Source organism: Paractinoplanes durhamensis, from assembly GCF_016862175.1.
Classification (GTDB): domain Bacteria; phylum Actinomycetota; class Actinomycetes; order Mycobacteriales; family Micromonosporaceae; genus Actinoplanes; species Actinoplanes durhamensis.
The window spans coordinates 25,884-42,710 of the sequence record NZ_BOML01000006.1; the positions used below are offsets into that span (position 1 = coordinate 25,884).

The window sequence follows — 16,827 nt, forward strand, 5'->3', positions numbered from 1 at the left end:
TCAGGCGTGGGCGAAGGTGCCGAAGAGGTCGGGGTCGACCGTGGAGGTCCAGACCCGGACGTCGTCGACGACACCACCGAGGTAGTTGGAGCGGGCGCCGGCGGTCGTGCCGGTGCAACCGACCGTGAGCGGACCCGCGGCGTGCCACGGCGTCGCCGGCACCGCGACCTCGCCCTGCGGCTCACCGTCGACGTAAAAGCGCAGCTTCTTGGCCGGCAGGTCGTAGACGGCGGCCAGGTGGGTCCAGGTGCCGACCACCGGAGCGGCGAGCGAGCGGACCTCGACCAGGGCGGCCGCCGACGTGTCGGCGCCCGGCATGACGACCCGCCAGCGGCCGGCGTCACCGAAGTACTCGATCCGGAAGCCCTGCCGGACCGCGCCGGACTGGGACACCACGGTGCGGGTGCCGGTCAACGCGTCCACCGCGACCCAGGCCGCCACCGAGAAGGAGCCGTCGGTGCGAACCACCGCTCCACTCGTGGTGGCACACGATCCGTCGGCCAGGGCCAGGCCCAGCGCACCGTTCCGGCTGGCGAACCGGTCCTGCTCCCAGGTGTACTCGCCGGCCACCGACAGATGACGGCCGTTGCCGGACGTGTCGTCCAGGTTGGTCGGCTCGTCGGCGCGCGGGCCCTCGAGCGGCCACTGGCCCTCGACCTTGACCGGGTTGTTGGCCTGCTTGACCGCGGCCGCCTCGGCGTCGGTCAGCGCACCGCGCCACACCTTCACGTCGGAGATCGCGCCCCGGAAGTAGTCCGCGGCCGCCCCGGCGTACCTACCGCAGCCGATCGTCAGCGGTCCGGTGGCACTCCAGTTCGCGCCGGTCCGGGTCACCGTGGACGCCTTCGCGCCGTTGACGAAGAGGGTGATCGACTTCGTGGTGGCGTTGTAGACGGCGGTCAGGTGGGTCCACTTGCCGGCCGTCGCGGCGAACGCGTCGGTGGTCGAGTAGGCCCACTCGGACGAGGAGGTCTCGTCGTCGCCGGCCTTCATCATCAGCGACCAGAACGGCACACCCTGCCCGTTGGCCCGGGCGCCCAGGAAGAAGCCGCTGACCCGGCCGCCGTCGGAGCCGAGGATGGTCTGGTTCATCGCGGTGATGTCGTCGATCCGGGCCCAGGTCGAGACCGAGAACGACTCGTCGCTGCGGATCACCGAGCGCGGGCTGGTGGCGCACCGGTCACCGCTGACGTACCAGGCCGAGTCGGGCCGGGCGTACTGGTCGGCGGTCCACTCCACCGGCACGGCCGGCACGGGCGGGGTCTCCGGTTCGGTCGGGTCCTCGGTCGGCTCGTCGGTCTCCTCGGGCACCTCGGGGGTTCCGGTCGGGTCCGGCTCGGTCGGGTCGCCGGTCTCGGTCGGGTCCGGGGTGGGCTGGTCGGTCGGGTCCGGGGTGGGCTCCTCGGTCGGCTCCTCCGTCGGCTCCTCGGTGGGCTCCGGCGTCGGCGTCGCCACCACCGGCTCGGGGACGGTCAGGTCGTACTCGTGACCGGCCCGGTCCGAGCCGTTGCCGCGCAGCGCCCAGGCGCCCGAGATGCCGGCCGGCAGTTCGTTGCCGGCCGCCAGGATCTGCGCCTCGCTGAGCAGGCCGCTCCAGATGCCGACCTGGTCGATCGTGCCGTTCATCGGCTTGGTGGTGGAGACCGTCGAGGTCCCGCTGCAGCCGATCATCGTGCGGTAGCCGGCGTGCCAGGTCGGGTTGGCGATCGCCGCCTCGGCGACCATCTTGCCGTTGACGTAGAGCCGGAGCAGCTTGCCGGCCGGGTCCACGGTCGCGCCGACGTGCTCCCACGTGTTCACCGCCGGTGCGGCCGGGCTGTAGACCGTCGTCCAGGTCGGCGTGGCCACGTCGGCCGAGGAGACACCGAGGTTCCAGCGGTCCTTGGCCTTGTCGTAGTAGAGGGTCATCGCCTGCGTGTTGGTGCCGGAGATGGTGACCACCGCCCGGTCGGCCGTCTTGTCGGCCAGCTTCACCCAGGCGGCGACGGTGAACTCGGCGTCGGTGCGCAGCACCGGCCCGGTGTAGGCGCAGGCACTGCCGTTCAGGGTGAGCGCCGCGCCGCCCCGGCCCTGCCGGTCGGCGCCGTAGCCGGTGCCGGTCGCGGTGGCGGTGAGGTCCTTCTGGGCGGCGGCGATGTCCTTGTTGCCGGACACGTCGGTGGTGCCCGAGTCGTCACGCAGGTCCCAGGTCATCCGCCAGATGCCCATCGGCTGCACCGGGGTGACCCGGCCGGTGAACACGTTGTAGATCGCCCGGGCCGAGTAGTTGCCCGCGTTGTCCCGCGCCCAGACGTAGACCTGGGTCCGCCCGGTGTCCGGGGTGAAGGTCAGGTTCGCCTTGCCCGAGGCGGCGGTCAGCGGGGCTTCCTTGGCGTCCACGCCGATGCCGTACTCGAAGCGCAGCACGCCCGACCCCGCGTCGGTGGAGGCGAAGCTCAGCGTCACCGGCTGCCCGAGTACCGGCGTGCCCGAGGTCCGGGTGATCACCGGCAGGGTGGGCGGGGTGTGGTCCATCCGGAAGTAGCAGTAGCCGGTCCAGGCCGTCGTATCGGTGCCGTCGGTGCCATGCACGCGCCACTTGTAGGCGCCGTCGGCCAGGACCGGGGTGGTCCAGCCGGCCTCCTTGTTCGACGCGACCGCGCCGGAGGTGAAGTCGGCCGGGGTGGTCGGGCCGGTCAGGTCGAAGACCATCTTCACCGAGTTGTCGGCGTCGGCGGCCTTGCCGTAGAGCGCCGGGGTGCTGTCGTTGATCCACGGACCGGGCGAGGTCGCGTTGCAGTTGCCGCCCGGCGACGAGCGGACCGCGACCGGCGAAGTCGGCTTCGACTGGTACTCGGCGACCAGCTTGACCTTGCCGCGCTCGGCCTTGGCCCAGTGGCCGCCGCTCTCGGTCTTCATCCGCAGGCCGAAGGTGATGGTGCTGTAGCTCGCGTCGGCGTGCCGCTGCACGTGGGTCTTCACCCCGGCCGCGTTGAACTTCGCCCAGGACGGCGTCTGCCCGCTGCACCCGCTGTTCGCCTTGACCGTCTTGGTCTGCAGGGCGGCGCCGTGCAGCCACTTGCCCTTCATGCCGTTCCAGGTCGGGGTGTTGCCGTCGATCCCGTTGGTCTGCCACAGCTGCATCGACTCGCCCGCGCACCAGGCGGTGTGCGTCAGGTAGACCTCGACGCTCGGCGTCTTGATGATCCGCTTGCCCTTGAGCGCGGTGACGTCGAACTGGGTGTGCGCGCGCCAGATGTCGCCGTAGTCGTCGAAGTTCGACCCGATCCGGATCACGTCGCGCGGCCAGGCGTTCCCGGACGTCCACTTGGTGTCCGGCCGGGAGTCGTTGACCGGGATCCACTTCTGGTAGTACTTCGAGTAGGTCGGGTCGATGTAGATCGGGAACCGCGCCGCGCCGTCCAGCAGGGCGGGGTCGGTCCGCACGGTCAGCCGCTTGCCGGCCACCTCGACGTCGACCTCCGCCTGCTGGGCCAGGCCGCCCGGCGCCTGCAGGGTGGAGGGATCGGCCACGGCCGCCTCGGAGGCGAGCCGGCGCAGCGTGCCGGCCGGGTCGGGCTTGCTGCGGGTGGAGTCCCAGGCGGCCGCGCGCGGCGCGCCGGCGACGACGCCGCGCGGTCCCTTCAGGACGATCTCACCGTCGGTCTCGGTCACCGTCGCGGAGCCACCGATCTGGTACGCCGTCGCGCGCACCTTCGGGTTCTCGGCGGCCGCCGGCGTCTTGACCACCAGCACGTGCGAGAAGCCCCCGGCCACCGCGCGGACCACCAGGTCGGCACCCGGGTAGACCTCGGGGTAGGTGATCGCGTCGCCGCTGACCACGCCGGCCGGAAGTGCGTCCGGCCAGGTCAGCGAGAAGTCGGCGCCGCCCTCGCGGTAGACCGCGAGCGGGCCGGACCCACCGGCCGAGAAGGACACGTCGGCCGCGGCGCGCGGGCGGAGCCGCCCGTCGGCGCCGGGCGCCAGGTTGGTGTCGAGGGCGATCCAGCGCGAGTCACGCTCGACCCGCTGCGGCTCGACGTACGACTCGTAGGAGAAGTTGCCGTTCGGCAGGGCGAGGACCTTGGTGGTCTCGTTCGCCTCGGCGAGCACCTCGACCGGCTTGTCGCAGAGTTCGGCGAGCCGCTGCGCGCTCGCCTCGGTCTCGCTGACGGCCTCCCCGGATGGGCAGGCGGCTTGTGCGGTGTTGCTGAATCCGACCGCGGATATGGATGTGGCCAGGACCGCGAGCGCGGAGCCCAGCGCAATCCGGGCATGCGTCATCGACACGTGTTGCTCCCCCGTGAACCAAGCAAAAACCACCCGAGCAGGGTTCAAGCAGGGAATTCGAGCACCAAGGCATCGACGCCCGACCGACCCCGTTTCGGCGTGCGTGGATCCCGAAGTTAGATGTTTAAGTAGACCTTAGTCAATAGTGAAGACCATCTAATTAGACTTATCTCTTACCCAACGGAACCACCAGCACGGCCTCGGTGCCGCCGCCGGCCCGGTTCCGCAACTCGATGCTTCCGCGCAGCTCACCGGTGGCCAGCGCGCGGACGATCTGCAGGCCGAGGTTGCCGCTCGACTCGGCCCGGAAGCCGTCCGGCAGGCCCGCGCCGTTGTCGGCCACGGTCACGTGCAGCTGCTTGCGGAACCGGTGCGCGGAGACCACCACCTCGCCCACCTCGGCCCGCTCGGTGTCCAGCGGTTCGTCGTCGTCGGACGCCGGGAAGCCGTGCTCGACCGCGTTGATCAGCAGCTCGTTGACCACGATGACGAGCGACGTCGCGATCTCGGCGGGCAGCACCCCGAAGGTGCCCTCGCGCCGCATCTTGACCGTGAAGTTGGTCGCCGCCACCTCGGTCGCCGCGGTGGCCACCCGGTCGACGATGCCGTCGAACTCGACCGCCTCGTCGCTCGACATCGAGAGCGTCTCGTGGACCAGCGCGATCGAGGCGACCCGGCGCACCGACTCCTGGAGCGCCATCTTGCCCTCCGGCGAGTCCACCCGGCGGGCCTGCAGGCGCAGCAGCGCGGCCACCGTCTGCAGGTTGTTCTTCACCCGGTGATGGATCTCCCGGATGGTGGCGTCCTTGGTCATCAGGGCGCGGTCCCGGCGGCGGACCTCGGTCACGTCCCGGACCAGCACCAGCGCGCCGATCGGCACTCCGGCCGGCAGCAGTGGCAGCGCCCGGGTGAGCACGGTGGCGCCGCGCGCCTCCACCTCCTGCCGGGGCGGGAACTCGCCGCGCAGCGACGCCAGCATCCGCTCGGCCGCGTCGTTGCCCTCCAGCGGATCGGCGGCCAGCCGGCTGATCAGGCCGGACAGCTCCTCGCCGACCAGGTGCGCGTTGAAGCCGAGCCGGCGGAAGGCGGACTGCGCGTTCGGGCTCGCGTACGTCACCTTGCCGCTCGCGTCGAGCCGGATCAGCCCGTCCCCGACCCGCGGCGCCGAGGTGGTCTCCCCCGGGTGCCGCGGCGGCGGGAACGTGCCGTCGGCCATCATCTGCGCCAGGTCGTCGGCCGTGGTCAGGTAGTTGAGCTCGAGCTGGCTGGGGGTGCGCGCGGTGGACAGGTTGGTGTCCCGGCCGATCACCGCGATGACCTCGCTCCAGCCCTCCTCGCGGTCGCTCTCGCCGCGCAGCCGCACCGGGATCGCCTCGTGCCGGGCGGGGGTGTCGCCGTACCAGACCGGGTCGCCCTCCCGCCAGATCCGCTCCTGGGTGAAGGCGATGTCCAGGTGGGCCACCTCCGGCCCGCCGACGATCTTGCCGACCTGATCGTCCTGGTACGCCGTCGGCGCCGTGGTCGGCCGGACCTGGGCAACGCACAGGAACTCCCGCGCCCGGCCCGGATCGCTCCGCACCGGCACCCACAACAGCAGGTCGGCGAAGGACAGGTCGCTCAGCAACTGCCAGTCCCCGGCGAGGCGGTGCAGGTGGTCGATGTCGGCTGGGCCGAGGCCGGTGTGCTCCTCGGCCAGATCACGGAGCGTAGACACGCCCTTATTTCTACAGGGTGCTCGTTACCTTCTTGAGTCCACGCGGTGCGTCCGGGTCCTCACCTCGGGCGAGCGCCAGGGCGAGAGCCAGCTTCTGCAGCGGCAGGATGTCGAGCAGCGGGCTGTAGCGCTCGTCGGCGATCGCGGGCACGGCCAGCCGGCCGCTGGCGCCGTCGATGTCGCTGGCCCCGATGGTGACCACGTCGGCGCGCCGCTCGGCGAGCCGGTCGACCACGTCGCGCATGGCCCGGCCGCCCGGGCCGTCGCCGACCACGGCCAGCACCGGCACGTCCGGGTCGGCCATCGCCAGTGGGCCGTGCAGCAGGTCGGCGCCGGAGAACGCGAGGGCCGGCAGGTAGGACGTCTCCATCAGCTTCAGGGCGGCCTCCCGGGCGGTCGGGTACGCATATCCCCGGCCGGTGGTGACCATCCGGGAGGCGAACCGGTAGCGCTGGGCCAGCGCGTCGGCGGCCGGGTCGGCGAGCGCGTCCTCGGCCAGCTGGGGCAGCTTGTCCAGGGCGGCCCGTTCCTCGGCCGGCAACCGGCCGTCGCCGGCCCGCACGCCCTCGATGAGCAGCAGCAGCGCGAGCAGCTCGGCGGTGTAGGTCTTGGTCGCCGCGACCGCCCGCTCGTGCCCGGCGGCCACGTCGATGGAGAGCTCGGCGGCCCGGGCGAGCGGCGAGTCGGGGTTGTTGGTGACGGCCAGGGTCAGGCCGCCGTTCTCCCGGGCGGCGGCGAGCACGCCGGTCAGGTCGGAGGAGCCACCGCTCTGGCTGACCCCGATGACCAGGGTGCCGCTGAAGTCGGGCCGGGCGCCGTAGAGGGTGATCGCGCTGGGTGAGGCGCTGGCGACCGGAAGTCCGAGCCGGATCTCGGTGAGGTACGCCCCGTAGAGCGCGGCGTGGTCGGACGTGCCGCGGCCGACGAACATCACATTCCGTGGCTTGCGCCCGGCGACCTCGGCGGCCACCGCGGCGATCGCCGCCCGGTGCTCGCCGTCGAGCAGGCGGGCGAATCCGCCCGGTTGTTCCGCGATGTCCGCCGCCATGCCCTGGCCCCGCTGGGTCACGTTTTCCTCCCCTGTTGAGCGCATCTCCGCGCATCTGATGCGCAGTCTTGCAAGAAGACGCTCGTATAGTCAATGTTTCGAGCACTAATGAGCAAAACCTGGTACTGACATCCAGCCCCTCTTCCCCTACTGTTCTCGTTCGTGGATGCACACCGCGCAGCCGACCGCGCTCTTGAGCAGGCAAGATCCGCTTTGGCGCGAGATGAGCCGCAGCAAGCCGCCGATCACCTCGCCGGCGCGCTCACCCACGCACCCACGCTCCCCGAGGCGCACGAGCTGCTCGGCCGCCTCGCCGCCCTGCCCGGCGGCGGCCTCGCGCTGTTCCCGCTGGCCCCGCACGTCACCGCGGGCGGGCTCGCCGCCCGGGCCCACCTGCTCGCCGCGGCCGGCCACCCGGACGAGGGCCTGCCGCTGCTCGCCGCGGCCAGCGGCCGCGCGCCCGGCGCCGACTGGGCCGGCGTGCCCTGGGTCGGCGACCCCGGCCTCGGCATGCGCATCGACCCCGGCCTGCTCGTCCAACTGCTCATGCGGCTCTGCACCGCGGTGGGCGATCCGGCCCCCACCCGCACCCGGGCCACCCTGCGGCCCTACCTGACCGTGGCGAAACACGCGGTGGGGGCCAACCCCGAACACGCCATGCTGCTCGGCGCCGGCTCGGCCCTGGCCCGGCGGATCGGCGAGACCACGCTCGCGGTCGAGTGGGCGGCCCGCGGCGCCCGCGTCCGGCCCTCCAAGCTCGCCGAGATCTGGCTCGGCTACGCCTACCGCAGCGCCGGCAAGGTGCCCGAGGCGCTGGCCGCGCTGCGCCGGGCGGTCACCCACGACCCCGACGACCTTTCGGTGTACGCCGACATCGCCGGCACCCTCGCCGACCACGGCCGCCTCGAGGACGCCCTGAACTGGGTCGACCGCGCGCTCGAACGCGACCCGGACTACGACTGCGCCGTGCACACCGCGCACCGGCTGCGGCACCGCGCCGACGGCGACCTGGCCCACCTGGTCCGGCTCGCCGACTTCATCCGCGACCACCCCGACGAGTCGCACGAGCACACCGACCTGGCCGACTGCTGCCGTGACGTGTCCTGGCTCGGCGGCACCCCGGCCGCGGCCCCGCTGCCCCGCGGCAACGCGCGCTCCGCCGACGAGCCCTCGGCCGAGGCCGTGCGCCGGCTGCGCCAGGTCGCCTCGCTGTCCTGGGCGCATCCCCCGGCCGCCTACGACGCGGCCGTCCAGCTGATCATGGTGCAACCGTTCGACCTGCTGGCCATGCTGGCCCACCCGCCGGCCGACGTGGCCGCGGTGGAGATCTGGGCGTGCCTGGGCCTGCTGCACCACGGCGCCGAGGAGCCCTGGCTGGACTCGACCCGGCGCAAGATCCTGCTCGACCTGATCGAGGGCGGGCTCGACCGGGTCACCGAGGCCGCGCTGTTCGCGATGATCGTCTCGGCGTGGATCGACCCCGAGGCGCGGGCCGACGTGGCCGCGATCGTCGCCGGCTGGCTCGCCGAGGTGACCGGCCGGCCCGGCGCGCGCACGGTGGCCGAGCTGGCCCTGGCCACGCCCGACCTCGACCCGGCCGTCCGGGCCACCGCCACCGGCCTGGTCCGCACGCCGGTGGTCCCCCGCCAGCGGACCCGCGGCCGCAACCGCCTGCTGCTGCGCTGGCGACGAAGCTAGCCGATCTTCGCGATCAGGTCGCCTTCCTGCACCACGTCACCCTCGTTGACGGCCAGCTCGCGGACGGTGCCGTCGGACTCGGCGAGCACCGGGATCTCCATCTTCATCGACTCGAGAATCACCAGGGTGTCCCCCTCGGCGACCGTATCCCCGGCGGACGCCACGACCTTCCACACGTTGGCCACCATCTCGGCCCGGATCTCGTCCGCCATCGGAACCCCCTCCTCGAACGTTCGTTCAGGGCCATCAAACCATGGATCTCGCACGGCCGAGTCCGGCCTTACCCGGCGCGCCGACTACGATCGGGCCGGGAAACGTGCAACGAACAGGAGTCACCATGGCGAAGAAGTCCCGCAAGAAGAAGGCTCGTAAGAAGAGCGCCGCCAACCACGGCAAGCGTCCCAACAGCTGAGGTCGCCCCGACATACGAAAGGCCCGGCGGGTAACCCCGCCGGGCCTTCGCATTTGTCGTCCTACGGGAGGTACTCCCGCGTCTCGACCTGCACCTCGAGCTGGTCGAGCTTGACCCGCAGCCGCTCGCGCAGCTCCCGGGGCGCCGTCTCGTCGCCGCAGCACCGGGCCACCAGGGCCTTCACCTCGTGCTCGATGCCGTACTCGTGCAGGCACCGGGTGCAGTCGTCCAGGTGCTTCTGGATCAGCGACCGCCGATCCTCGCTGCACTCCAGGTCAAGGTAGAGATAAACCTCATTGAGGACGAAGCCGCAATCAGGCTCTAGTTCCTCGCCGTTCACGCCGCTCATCTCGCGTCACGCCTCCTGCGGTTCCGATGCGGTCCGGGTAATGCCCCGGTCGGCGGCGTAACGCTCGAGAAGCTTACGCAGGTTGCGACGGCCGCGGTGCAGCCGAGACATGACCGTGCCGATCGGGGTACCCATGATGTCGGCGATCTCCTTGTACGAGAAGCCCTCGACATCGGCGAGGTACACCGCGAGCCGGAAATCCTCCGGCAACTGCTGCAACGCGTCCTTGATGTCGCTGTCCGGCAGGCGGTCGAGCGCCTCGGTCTCCGCCGAGCGCAGACCCACCGACGTGTGCGACTCCGACGAGGCCAGCTGCCAGTCGGTGATCTCCTCGGTCGGAGCCTGGACAGGCTGGCGCTGCTTACGCCGGTAGGAGTTGATGTAAGTGTTGGTCAGGATTCGGTACAGCCACGCCTTGAGGTTCGTGCCCTCTTCGAACTGGTGAAACGCGGAGAACGCCTTCAGGAACGTCTCCTGCACCAGGTCTTCGGCGTCGGCCGGATTGCGCGTCATCCGCAGACCCGCCGCATATAGCTGATCCACGAACGGCAACGCGTCCCGCTCGAAGCGCGCGCGGCGCTCCTCCGTACGCTCTGTCTGGGCCACCCTCGACTCTCCCCTCGACTGCCCCGCCGAGGATACGGGTAGTGCCCCAGGGGAGGCTGAGAAAACCGCGGGTGTGCTGACACTCACCAATGGCGTACTTTCCGATCGAAGCGTGGGCGTGGTCTCGGCGGCCGGCCACTCCGGTGCGGAAAGAAGATCACGCACCCGGGCGACCTGACGGTCCACGGTCTCAGTTCCGGCTCGCACCCTGCTCAAACCCCTCTCGGCAGACAAGCTCGCGGGTGTTATAACCACGGACCCGCAACTTGCATTCCGGGATTTTCAGCGAGCCCAACCATGGCTACGCATCCAGGCCACGGCCAGTTCGGCGGTGCCGGCGACATCCTTGCGGAGGTCGTGGGTCGCGCCCGGGCGGACGGCCACCTCGACGTTCGCGGTCGGAGTCGGCACGCCGAAGGGATCGCGGTCGCCGTTGAGGACCAGCGTGGGCACGTCGATGGGCAGCTCGGCGGCCCGGCTCTTGTCCGGTTTGCCCGGCGGGTGCAGCGGAAACGCCAGGGCGAGAACACCCGCGGCGCCGAGGGTGGATGCGGTGCGGCAGGCGACTCGCGCTCCGCTGGAACGCCCGCCGACAATCAGAGGCAGCTCGGGTACGCGGTATCGCGCGATCACCGCCGACCATGCCTCGTCGAGTTGCCCGGCCGGCGCCGGTGCCCGCCGTCCGGCCATCCGGTAGGGCTGGGTCACGAGCACCACACGCACGCCCGCGGCGGTCACCGCATCACACACGGCGACCAGGTCGGGTGCGTCGACGCCGCCGCCCGCGCCGTGGCCGAGAAAGAGCAGGCTGTGGGGCGGACCGGCCGGTTCGACGAGGCGAATTCCGGCCGGCCCGCGCGGCGTCTCTGTTTCGGTGCTGGTCACCGCCCTATCCAAGCAGCGGTGCCGGTCTCACCCGCAGAGGCGCAACGATCAGCGACTCAACGGTATGAGTGTCAGCAGGCGACGGTCCTCCTCGTTCGGGTCGTCGTCGACAGGTGATCCGTCCGGCCTGACGCGTTCCCGCCAGGCGACGAGCATGGCGCGGCGCTCGCGCGGCGTGGTGCCGCCCCAGACGCCGTGACAGTCGCCGACCTGTAGAGCCCAGGCCAGGCATGGACCTTGCACCGTGCACGTCCCGCAGAGTGCGACGGCACTCTCGGACGGCTCGTTCGGAGCCGGAAAAAAGGTTTCCGGATCAACGCTTCGGCAGGCGCCACGCGTGCGCCAAGCCTCATCGGTGCGGCGTTCCTCGATCGCTTCGAGCAGCCTTGGATCGCGTCGAGCGATGGCCACCTCGTGCGGACGCGGCATACGTGCCCGTGTCATCAGCCCACCTCCCCCGTGGGACCGGTCTTGCACGTGGTGACATGCCCGCACCGTGCGGACCGGCACCACTCCGGCGCTGGTTTGTATCGCACGGTAGAAGATCAGAACAAGGGGCTTATCTATCTCGAAACAAAGTTCGCACTCGAAAACGCGTACATATCTCGACAAAGACGGCTGTTGATCATGAAGAGTTCAGAAAAGCGTTGCCTTCGGCGGCGGGTCCAGCAACTGCGGTCCGTTGTTGCGCACGTTGCCGACGGCCGGGCCGACCGGGCGGACATCGATCGCGGCCAGTTCGCGCTCGGTGATCGGGCGTAACAATTCGCCACCCTCATCGCCCAGCCACTCGGCCCAGCGGTCGGGCGGCAGGATGAACGGCATCCGGTCGTGCACCCGGGCCAGGTCGCCGCGCGCGGCCGTGGTCAGCACGCTCACGGTGCGCATCTTTTCCGGGCCCCACGGCGCCCAGATGCCGCCGAACGCCAGCACCGAGCCGTCGGCCGGGGTCATGTAGAACGCCTGGCGCTCCTTGCCGGTGCGGACCCACTCGAACCACCCGTCCGCCGGGACCAGGCAGCGGCGGCGGGCGAACGACGGGGCGAAGGCCGGGGAGGTGGCCACCGTCTCGGAGCGGGCGTTGATCATCTTGGCGGCGCCGCGGGTGTCCTTGGCCCAGGGCGGGAGCAGGCCCCAGCGTGCGGTGTCGAGCACCCGGGCATCGGCCTGGCTCGCCGAGATGCGCACCAGCGGAACCGGGTCGGTGGGCGCGACGTTCCAGCTCGGCCCCAGCCCCTCGGTCACGTCGACAGCGTCGAAGAGGTCGCTGAGGTCGGCTTCGCTCCGCGTCGTCGCGTACCGCCCGCACATGAGTCGGTACGGTACGCCTTGCGAAAAGATCCCGGGGGGCGGGAATGCGCCGCGGAAATGTCGTACCCCGGCGGCAGAATGGCGACCGTGACTGCTGAACCCCGCCCCTGGCTCGCACCGACCGCGTCGGCCCCGGTCAGCACGGCCGTGACCCTGCCCGGTTCCAAGTCGATGACCGCCCGCGCGCTCATCCTGTCCGCGCTGGCCGACGGCCCATCGGCGATCGAGCGGCCGCTGCGCGCGCGAGATACCGAGCTGATGGCGGCCGGTCTGCGCGCGCTCGGCGTCACGGTCGACACCGGCGACAGCGAGCGCTGGACGGTCGAGCCCGCTCCGCTGCGCGGTCCGGCCCGGGTCGACGTCGGGCTGGCCGGCACGATCATGCGGTTCCTGCCGCCGGCCGCCGCGCTGGCCGACGGCGTGGTCGAGTTCGACGGCGACCCGCACGCGCGCAACCGGCCGCTGCGCCCGATCGTCGAGGCGCTGCGCGCGCTCGGCGTGTCGATCGACGCGTCCGCCACCGGCGGGCTGCCGCTCACCGTGCACGGCGCCGGCCTGGTCGAGGGCGGCGAGGCGGTGATCGACGCGTCGGCGTCCAGCCAGTTCGTCTCCGGCCTGCTGCTGTCCGCGGCCCGCTTCACCAAGGGCCTGGTGCTGCGGCACGAGGGCCCGCCGGTCCCGTCCGCGCCGCACCTGCGGATGACGACCCACATGCTGCGCGCCGCCGGCGCCACCGTCGACGAGTCGGTGCCCGACGTGTGGACGGTGGCGCCCGGCCCGCTGTCCGGGCGCACCTGGGTGATCGAGCCCGACCTCAGCGGCGCCGCCCCGTTCTTCGCGGCCGCCATGGTCACCGGCGGCGCCGTGACCCTGGCCGGCTGGCCGGAGTCGAGCTGGCAGCCGGTCGGCCGTCTCACCGAGCTGCTCACCGCCCTGGGTGCCGAGGTGTCGCAGGGCCCCGACGGCCTGACCGTGCGCGGCACCGGCACGCTGCGCGGCATCACCGCCGACCTGTCCGAGGTCAGCGAGCTGACCCCGGTGATCTCGGCGCTGGCCGCGCTCGCCGAGGGCCCCAGCGAGCTGCGCGGCGTGGAGCACATCCGCGGCCACGAGACCGACCGCATCGCCGCGCTCGCCGCCGAGCTGAGCAAGGTCGGGGCCGAGGTCACCGAGTTCCGCGACGGCCTGCGCATCGAGCCGCGGCCGCTGCACGCGTCCTCGTTCGAGACGTATGCCGACCACCGGATGGCGCACGCCGCCGCGGTTATCGGACTCGCTGTCCCGGGCATCGAGCTGACCGACGTAGCGTGTACGTCGAAGACGTTGCCCGAGTTCCCCGAACTCTGGGCGGGACTCGTGGCGAGGAGCTAGACCCTGCCAGGACGCAAGCGGGAGTACGACGAGGACGATGTCCGGATCCGTCCGGGCCGTTCGTCGCGCCCGCGTACCCGAACCCGACCCAAACACGACGACGCGGTCGACGCGCTGGTCATCACCGTCGACCGCGGCCGGTACGGCTGTGTCCGCGAGGATGCCGACGCCGACGCCGACGCGCCGATCATCACCGCGATGCGGGCGCGCGAGCTGGGCCGCAAGTCGGTCGTCGTCGGCGACCGGGTGGCCCTGGTCGGCGACGTCACCGGCGACGCCGGCGCGCTGGCCCGCATCGTCCGGATCAGCGAGCGGACGTCGGTGCTGCGCCGCACCGCGGACGACGACGACACCACCCCCGAGGGCCGGCTGGAGCGCGTGGTGGTCGCCAACGCCGACCAGTTGGTGATCGTCAGCGCCCTGTCCGACCCGCCGCCGCGCACCGGCTTCATCGACCGTTGCCTGGTGGCGGCGTACGACGCCGACATCGAGCCGCTGCTCTGCCTGACCAAGGCCGACCTGGCCGGCCCCGAGGCGGTGCTCGACTACTACGCCGAGCTCGACCTGCCGCACGTCCTGGTCCAGCCGGACAGCGACCTGGCCGACCTGCGCAACCACCTGGCCGGCCGGATCTCGGTGATGGTCGGCCACTCCGGCGTCGGGAAGTCCACCCTGGTCAACCGCCTGGTCCCGGAGGCCCTACGGGCGGTCGGCGTGGTCTCCGCGATCGGCAAGGGCCGGCACACGTCGACCAGCGCGGTGGCCCTGCGCCTGCCGTCGGTGGGCCGTTCCCGCAAGGACCCGGGCTGGATCATCGACACGCCCGGGATCCGCAGCTTCGGCCTGGCCCACGTGAGCGCCGAGAGCCTGCTGCACGGCTTCTCCGACCTGGTCGAGGGCACCCTGGAGGACCAGCCGAACTGCGGCCACACGACCGCCGACGCCGACTGCCGGCTGGACGCGTGGGTGGCCGGGGGCAAGGCCGACCCGCGGCGCCTGGCGTCCTACCGACGGCTGCTGGCCTCCCGGGCCGGCGACCTGAACAACCAGGACCACCCGGAGCCCGAACTGCCGGCCTGACCACCTGGCGGGCGTGCGGGGACGATCGGGCCGGTGATCGGCTAGCGTGCCACGCATGGCCGGATATGCCGACGACCTCGCGCTTGCTCATCTGCTCGCCGACACCGCCGACTCGATCTCGATGGGGCGGTTTCGGGCACTCGACCTGCGGGTGGAGTCGAAGCCCGACCTCACCCCGGTCTCCGACGCCGACACGGCCGTCGAGCAGGCGATCCGGGGGACGCTGGCGCGGGCCCGGCCCCGCGACGGCGTGCTCGGCGAGGAGTTCGGGCACACCGTGGCCGCGGCCGGCCCGGGCAGCCGCCGATGGGTGATCGACCCGATCGACGGCACCAAGAACTTCGTGCGCGGCGTCCCGATCTGGGGCACGCTCATCGCCCTGCTCGAGGGCGACACCCCGGTGGCCGGGCTCGTCTCGGCGCCGGCCCTGGGCCGGCGCTGGTGGGCGGCGCGGGGCCACGGGGCGTTCGCCGGAAAGCACCAGCACGCCGCCACCCGGATCAAGGTCTCCGGCGTCGGCCGGCTGGCCGACGCCAGCTTCTGCTACGCCAGCCTGACCGGCTGGTCCGACGCCGGCCGCCTCGAACCGGTCGTCGACCTGGCCCTGAACGCCTGGCGGAGCCGCGCCTACGGCGACTTCTACGGCTACATGCTGCTGGCCGAGGGCGCCCTCGACATCATGATCGAGCCGGAGCTGTCGCTCTGGGACGTGGCCGCGCTGATCCCGATCATCACCGAGGCGGGCGGCACCATCACCGAGCTGACCGGCCGCCCGGCCGGCGACAAGACCGCCGCGATCGCGACCAACGGCCTGCTGCACGAAACGATCCTCACCGCCCTGACCCGCCCCCGCAGCTGACCTGAAGATCAGGCAGGCAGCGCTGCTATGGGGCAAAACGGGGCCGAACCTCAGCAATCGCATGGGCAGGGTTGGGGTTAGGCCGTCGGCCGGGCGGGAATCTCGTCTATCGTGCGTCAGGTGGTGTCTCCCGGCTGGTTCTTCCTCGCCGCCATGATCTTGGCGTACGGGGTCGCCAACCTGCTCCAGTCGGCCGCAGCGGCCAAGACCACGGTGCATCACACCTTCGACCCGGGGCTGCTGGTCCGGCTCGCCGGGCAGCGGACCTACCTGCTCGGCCTCGGCTGTCAGGTGCTCGGGTTCATCCTCGCCTTCCTCGCCCGGCGGGATCTTCCGCTCTTTCTCGTGCAGGCCAGCGTCGCGGCCGGGCTCGGGGTGACGGCCCTGCTCGGCGTGCTCGTGCTCAAGTGGTCCCTGCCCACCGCCGAGATCTTCCTTCTCACGCTGCTGCTCGCCGGCATCACCGCCCTGGTCATGGCGGCGGAGCCGGCGCATTCGCGCCGGCTCGGGACGGTCGTCGTGGTCCTTCTGGCCGCGTCGGTCCTGGTGATCGCCGCGGCCGGCTTCTTTGCCGTACGACTACACGGCGCTCTCGGCTCCGTCGTCCTGGGCTCGCTGGCCGGCATCGACTTCTCGGCGGCGGCAATCGCGGCCCGGCCGCTGGCGAACGAGCATTCGGCGGCCGGCTTCTTCACGAACCCGCTGCTCTACCTCCTGGTGATCCACTCCCTGGTGGGCCAGCTGCTGCTGGGCCTGGCGATGCAGCGCGGCTCCACCACGGCCGCGGTGGCCGCCATGGACGCGGCCGGCGCTGTCCCGGCCGCGATCGTCGGCCTGCTCCTGCTGGGTGACCGCATCCACGAGGGCCGGGGCTGGCTGGCCGCGCTCGGCTTCGTGGTCACCCTGGCCGCCGTGATCGGCCTGACCCGCTACGCGGAACCCCAGCACCATCACGCCACCGCACCGACCCGCCGCCCGGACCCGAGCACGCCACTGCGCGCCGCGCCCACCGGCCACTGAGCGACCGGCCCGTCACGCGGCGCTTCGCTGGTTTGACTACGACCCCAGCCCTCTGCGCGCCTCGCGCGAAAGGCGCGTTACGGCCGGTTGTTGCCGGTGGTCGCGGGGCTTGGCGGGGGCGGCCAGGGTGGGGCCGGGACGGCCTGGGGCGTACCGGTAAACCGGGGTTGATCTTCGGGAAGTTGATCCTGGCGGGGCGTGCGGT

General features: G+C 71.8%; 15 protein-coding genes. 6 read left to right on the plus strand and 9 right to left on the minus strand.

Going from position 1 to position 16,827, the window contains the following annotated elements; translation table 11 throughout:
- The 3 genes from Adu01nite_RS03045 to Adu01nite_RS03055 all read right to left on the minus strand — a co-directional run bounded on the left by Adu01nite_RS03045 (position 1) and on the right by Adu01nite_RS03055 (position 7,031).
- A complete protein-coding gene (locus Adu01nite_RS03045; RefSeq protein WP_239132119.1) occupies positions 1-4,263 on the minus strand; it encodes a LamG domain-containing protein in 4,263 nt (1,420 codons plus the stop codon).
- 172 nt (positions 4,264-4,435) lie between these two features.
- Entirely contained in the window at positions 4,436-5,983 is a 1,548-nt protein-coding gene (locus tag Adu01nite_RS03050; protein WP_203724676.1) for a sensor histidine kinase, read from the minus strand.
- Between the two features lie 10 nt (positions 5,984-5,993).
- The gene (locus tag Adu01nite_RS03055) at positions 5,994-7,031 is read right to left on the minus strand and encodes an SIS domain-containing protein (protein WP_203725093.1); all 1,038 of its coding nucleotides are present in this window, start codon (positions 7,029-7,031) and stop codon (positions 5,994-5,996) included.
- A 162-nt stretch (positions 7,032-7,193) separates the two neighbouring features.
- Here Adu01nite_RS03055 and Adu01nite_RS03060 point away from each other — a divergent pair, with 162 nt between their 5' ends.
- Entirely contained in the window at positions 7,194-8,729 is a 1,536-nt protein-coding gene (locus tag Adu01nite_RS03060; RefSeq protein ID WP_379131051.1) for a tetratricopeptide repeat protein, read from the plus strand.
- Here Adu01nite_RS03060 and Adu01nite_RS03065 read toward each other — a convergent pair.
- Complete coding sequence (locus Adu01nite_RS03065; RefSeq protein ID WP_203724678.1) at positions 8,726-8,941, minus strand: biotin/lipoyl-binding carrier protein; 216 nt, start codon at positions 8,939-8,941, stop codon at positions 8,726-8,728. The genes Adu01nite_RS03060 and Adu01nite_RS03065 overlap by 4 nt on opposite strands.
- A 125-nt stretch (positions 8,942-9,066) precedes the next feature.
- Here Adu01nite_RS03065 and Adu01nite_RS49050 point away from each other — a divergent pair, with 125 nt between their 5' ends.
- Positions 9,067-9,141: a 50S ribosomal protein bL37 gene (locus Adu01nite_RS49050; RefSeq protein ID WP_369814844.1), complete on the plus strand. Its 75-nt coding sequence runs from the start codon at positions 9,067-9,069 to the stop codon at positions 9,139-9,141.
- Between the two features lie 61 nt (positions 9,142-9,202).
- Here Adu01nite_RS49050 and rsrA read toward each other — a convergent pair whose 3' ends face one another.
- The 5 genes from rsrA to Adu01nite_RS03090 all read right to left on the minus strand — a co-directional run bounded on the left by rsrA (position 9,203) and on the right by Adu01nite_RS03090 (position 12,292).
- Positions 9,203-9,490 (minus strand): mycothiol system anti-sigma-R factor, encoded by a 288-nt coding sequence (rsrA, locus tag Adu01nite_RS03070; protein ID WP_203724679.1) that lies wholly within the window; start codon positions 9,488-9,490, stop codon positions 9,203-9,205.
- 6 nt (positions 9,491-9,496) lie between these two features.
- Complete coding sequence (locus Adu01nite_RS03075; protein ID WP_203724680.1) at positions 9,497-10,303, minus strand: sigma-70 family RNA polymerase sigma factor; 807 nt, start codon at positions 10,301-10,303, stop codon at positions 9,497-9,499.
- Positions 10,304-10,378: 75 nt separating this feature from the next.
- The gene (locus Adu01nite_RS03080; RefSeq protein ID WP_203724681.1) at positions 10,379-10,981 is read right to left on the minus strand and encodes an alpha/beta hydrolase family protein; all 603 of its coding nucleotides are present in this window, start codon (positions 10,979-10,981) and stop codon (positions 10,379-10,381) included.
- Positions 10,982-11,029: 48 nt separating this feature from the next.
- A complete protein-coding gene (locus tag Adu01nite_RS03085; protein ID WP_203724682.1) occupies positions 11,030-11,425 on the minus strand; it encodes a WhiB family transcriptional regulator in 396 nt (131 codons plus the stop codon).
- 192 nt (positions 11,426-11,617) lie between these two features.
- Positions 11,618-12,292 carry an SOS response-associated peptidase gene (locus Adu01nite_RS03090; RefSeq protein WP_203724683.1) on the minus strand — a complete coding sequence of 225 codons (675 nt, stop codon included), beginning with the start codon at positions 12,290-12,292 and terminating at the stop codon, positions 11,618-11,620.
- Positions 12,293-12,370: 78 nt separating this feature from the next.
- On the opposite strand from Adu01nite_RS03090, the gene aroA reads away from it, so the two are divergent.
- The 4 genes from aroA (at position 12,371) to Adu01nite_RS03110 (ending at position 16,622) form a co-directional block, all read left to right on the plus strand.
- Positions 12,371-13,663, plus strand: coding sequence for a 3-phosphoshikimate 1-carboxyvinyltransferase (aroA, locus tag Adu01nite_RS03095; RefSeq protein WP_203724684.1), 1,293 nt, complete (start codon positions 12,371-12,373; stop codon positions 13,661-13,663).
- 3 nt (positions 13,664-13,666) lie between these two features.
- Positions 13,667-14,743, plus strand: a complete 1,077-nt coding sequence (rsgA, locus tag Adu01nite_RS03100; protein WP_203725095.1) for a ribosome small subunit-dependent GTPase A — start codon at positions 13,667-13,669, stop codon at positions 14,741-14,743.
- Between the two features lie 55 nt (positions 14,744-14,798).
- Positions 14,799-15,602: a histidinol-phosphatase gene (gene hisN, locus Adu01nite_RS03105; RefSeq protein WP_203724685.1), complete on the plus strand. Its 804-nt coding sequence runs from the start codon at positions 14,799-14,801 to the stop codon at positions 15,600-15,602.
- Between the two features lie 153 nt (positions 15,603-15,755).
- Complete coding sequence (locus tag Adu01nite_RS03110; protein WP_203725097.1) at positions 15,756-16,622, plus strand: hypothetical protein; 867 nt, start codon at positions 15,756-15,758, stop codon at positions 16,620-16,622.
- Positions 16,623-16,827 lie beyond the last annotated feature (205 nt).

What these genes read in the sequence shown, in the direction of transcription:
- Adu01nite_RS03045 (WP_239132119.1), bottom strand. Translation starts at nt 4,263, where the DNA reads ATGACGCATGCCCGGATTGCGCTGGGCTCCGCGCTCGCGGTCCTGGCC.
- Adu01nite_RS03055 (WP_203725093.1), bottom strand. Translation starts at nt 7,031, where the DNA reads ATGGCGGCGGACATCGCGGAACAACCGGGCGGATTCGCCCGCCTGCTC.
- Adu01nite_RS03065 (WP_203724678.1), bottom strand. Translation starts at nt 8,941, where the DNA reads ATGGCGGACGAGATCCGGGCCGAGATGGTGGCCAACGTGTGGAAGGTC.
- rsrA (WP_203724679.1), bottom strand. Translation starts at nt 9,490, where the DNA reads ATGAGCGGCGTGAACGGCGAGGAACTAGAGCCTGATTGCGGCTTCGTC.
- Adu01nite_RS03085 (WP_203724682.1), bottom strand. Translation starts at nt 11,425, where the DNA reads ATGACACGGGCACGTATGCCGCGTCCGCACGAGGTGGCCATCGCTCGA.
- Adu01nite_RS03090 (WP_203724683.1), bottom strand. Translation starts at nt 12,292, where the DNA reads ATGTGCGGGCGGTACGCGACGACGCGGAGCGAAGCCGACCTCAGCGAC.
- aroA (WP_203724684.1), top strand. Translation starts at nt 12,371, where the DNA reads ATGGCGACCGTGACTGCTGAACCCCGCCCCTGGCTCGCACCGACCGCG.
- hisN (WP_203724685.1), top strand. Translation starts at nt 14,799, where the DNA reads ATGGCCGGATATGCCGACGACCTCGCGCTTGCTCATCTGCTCGCCGAC.
- Adu01nite_RS03110 (WP_203725097.1), top strand. Translation starts at nt 15,756, where the DNA reads ATGATCTTGGCGTACGGGGTCGCCAACCTGCTCCAGTCGGCCGCAGCG.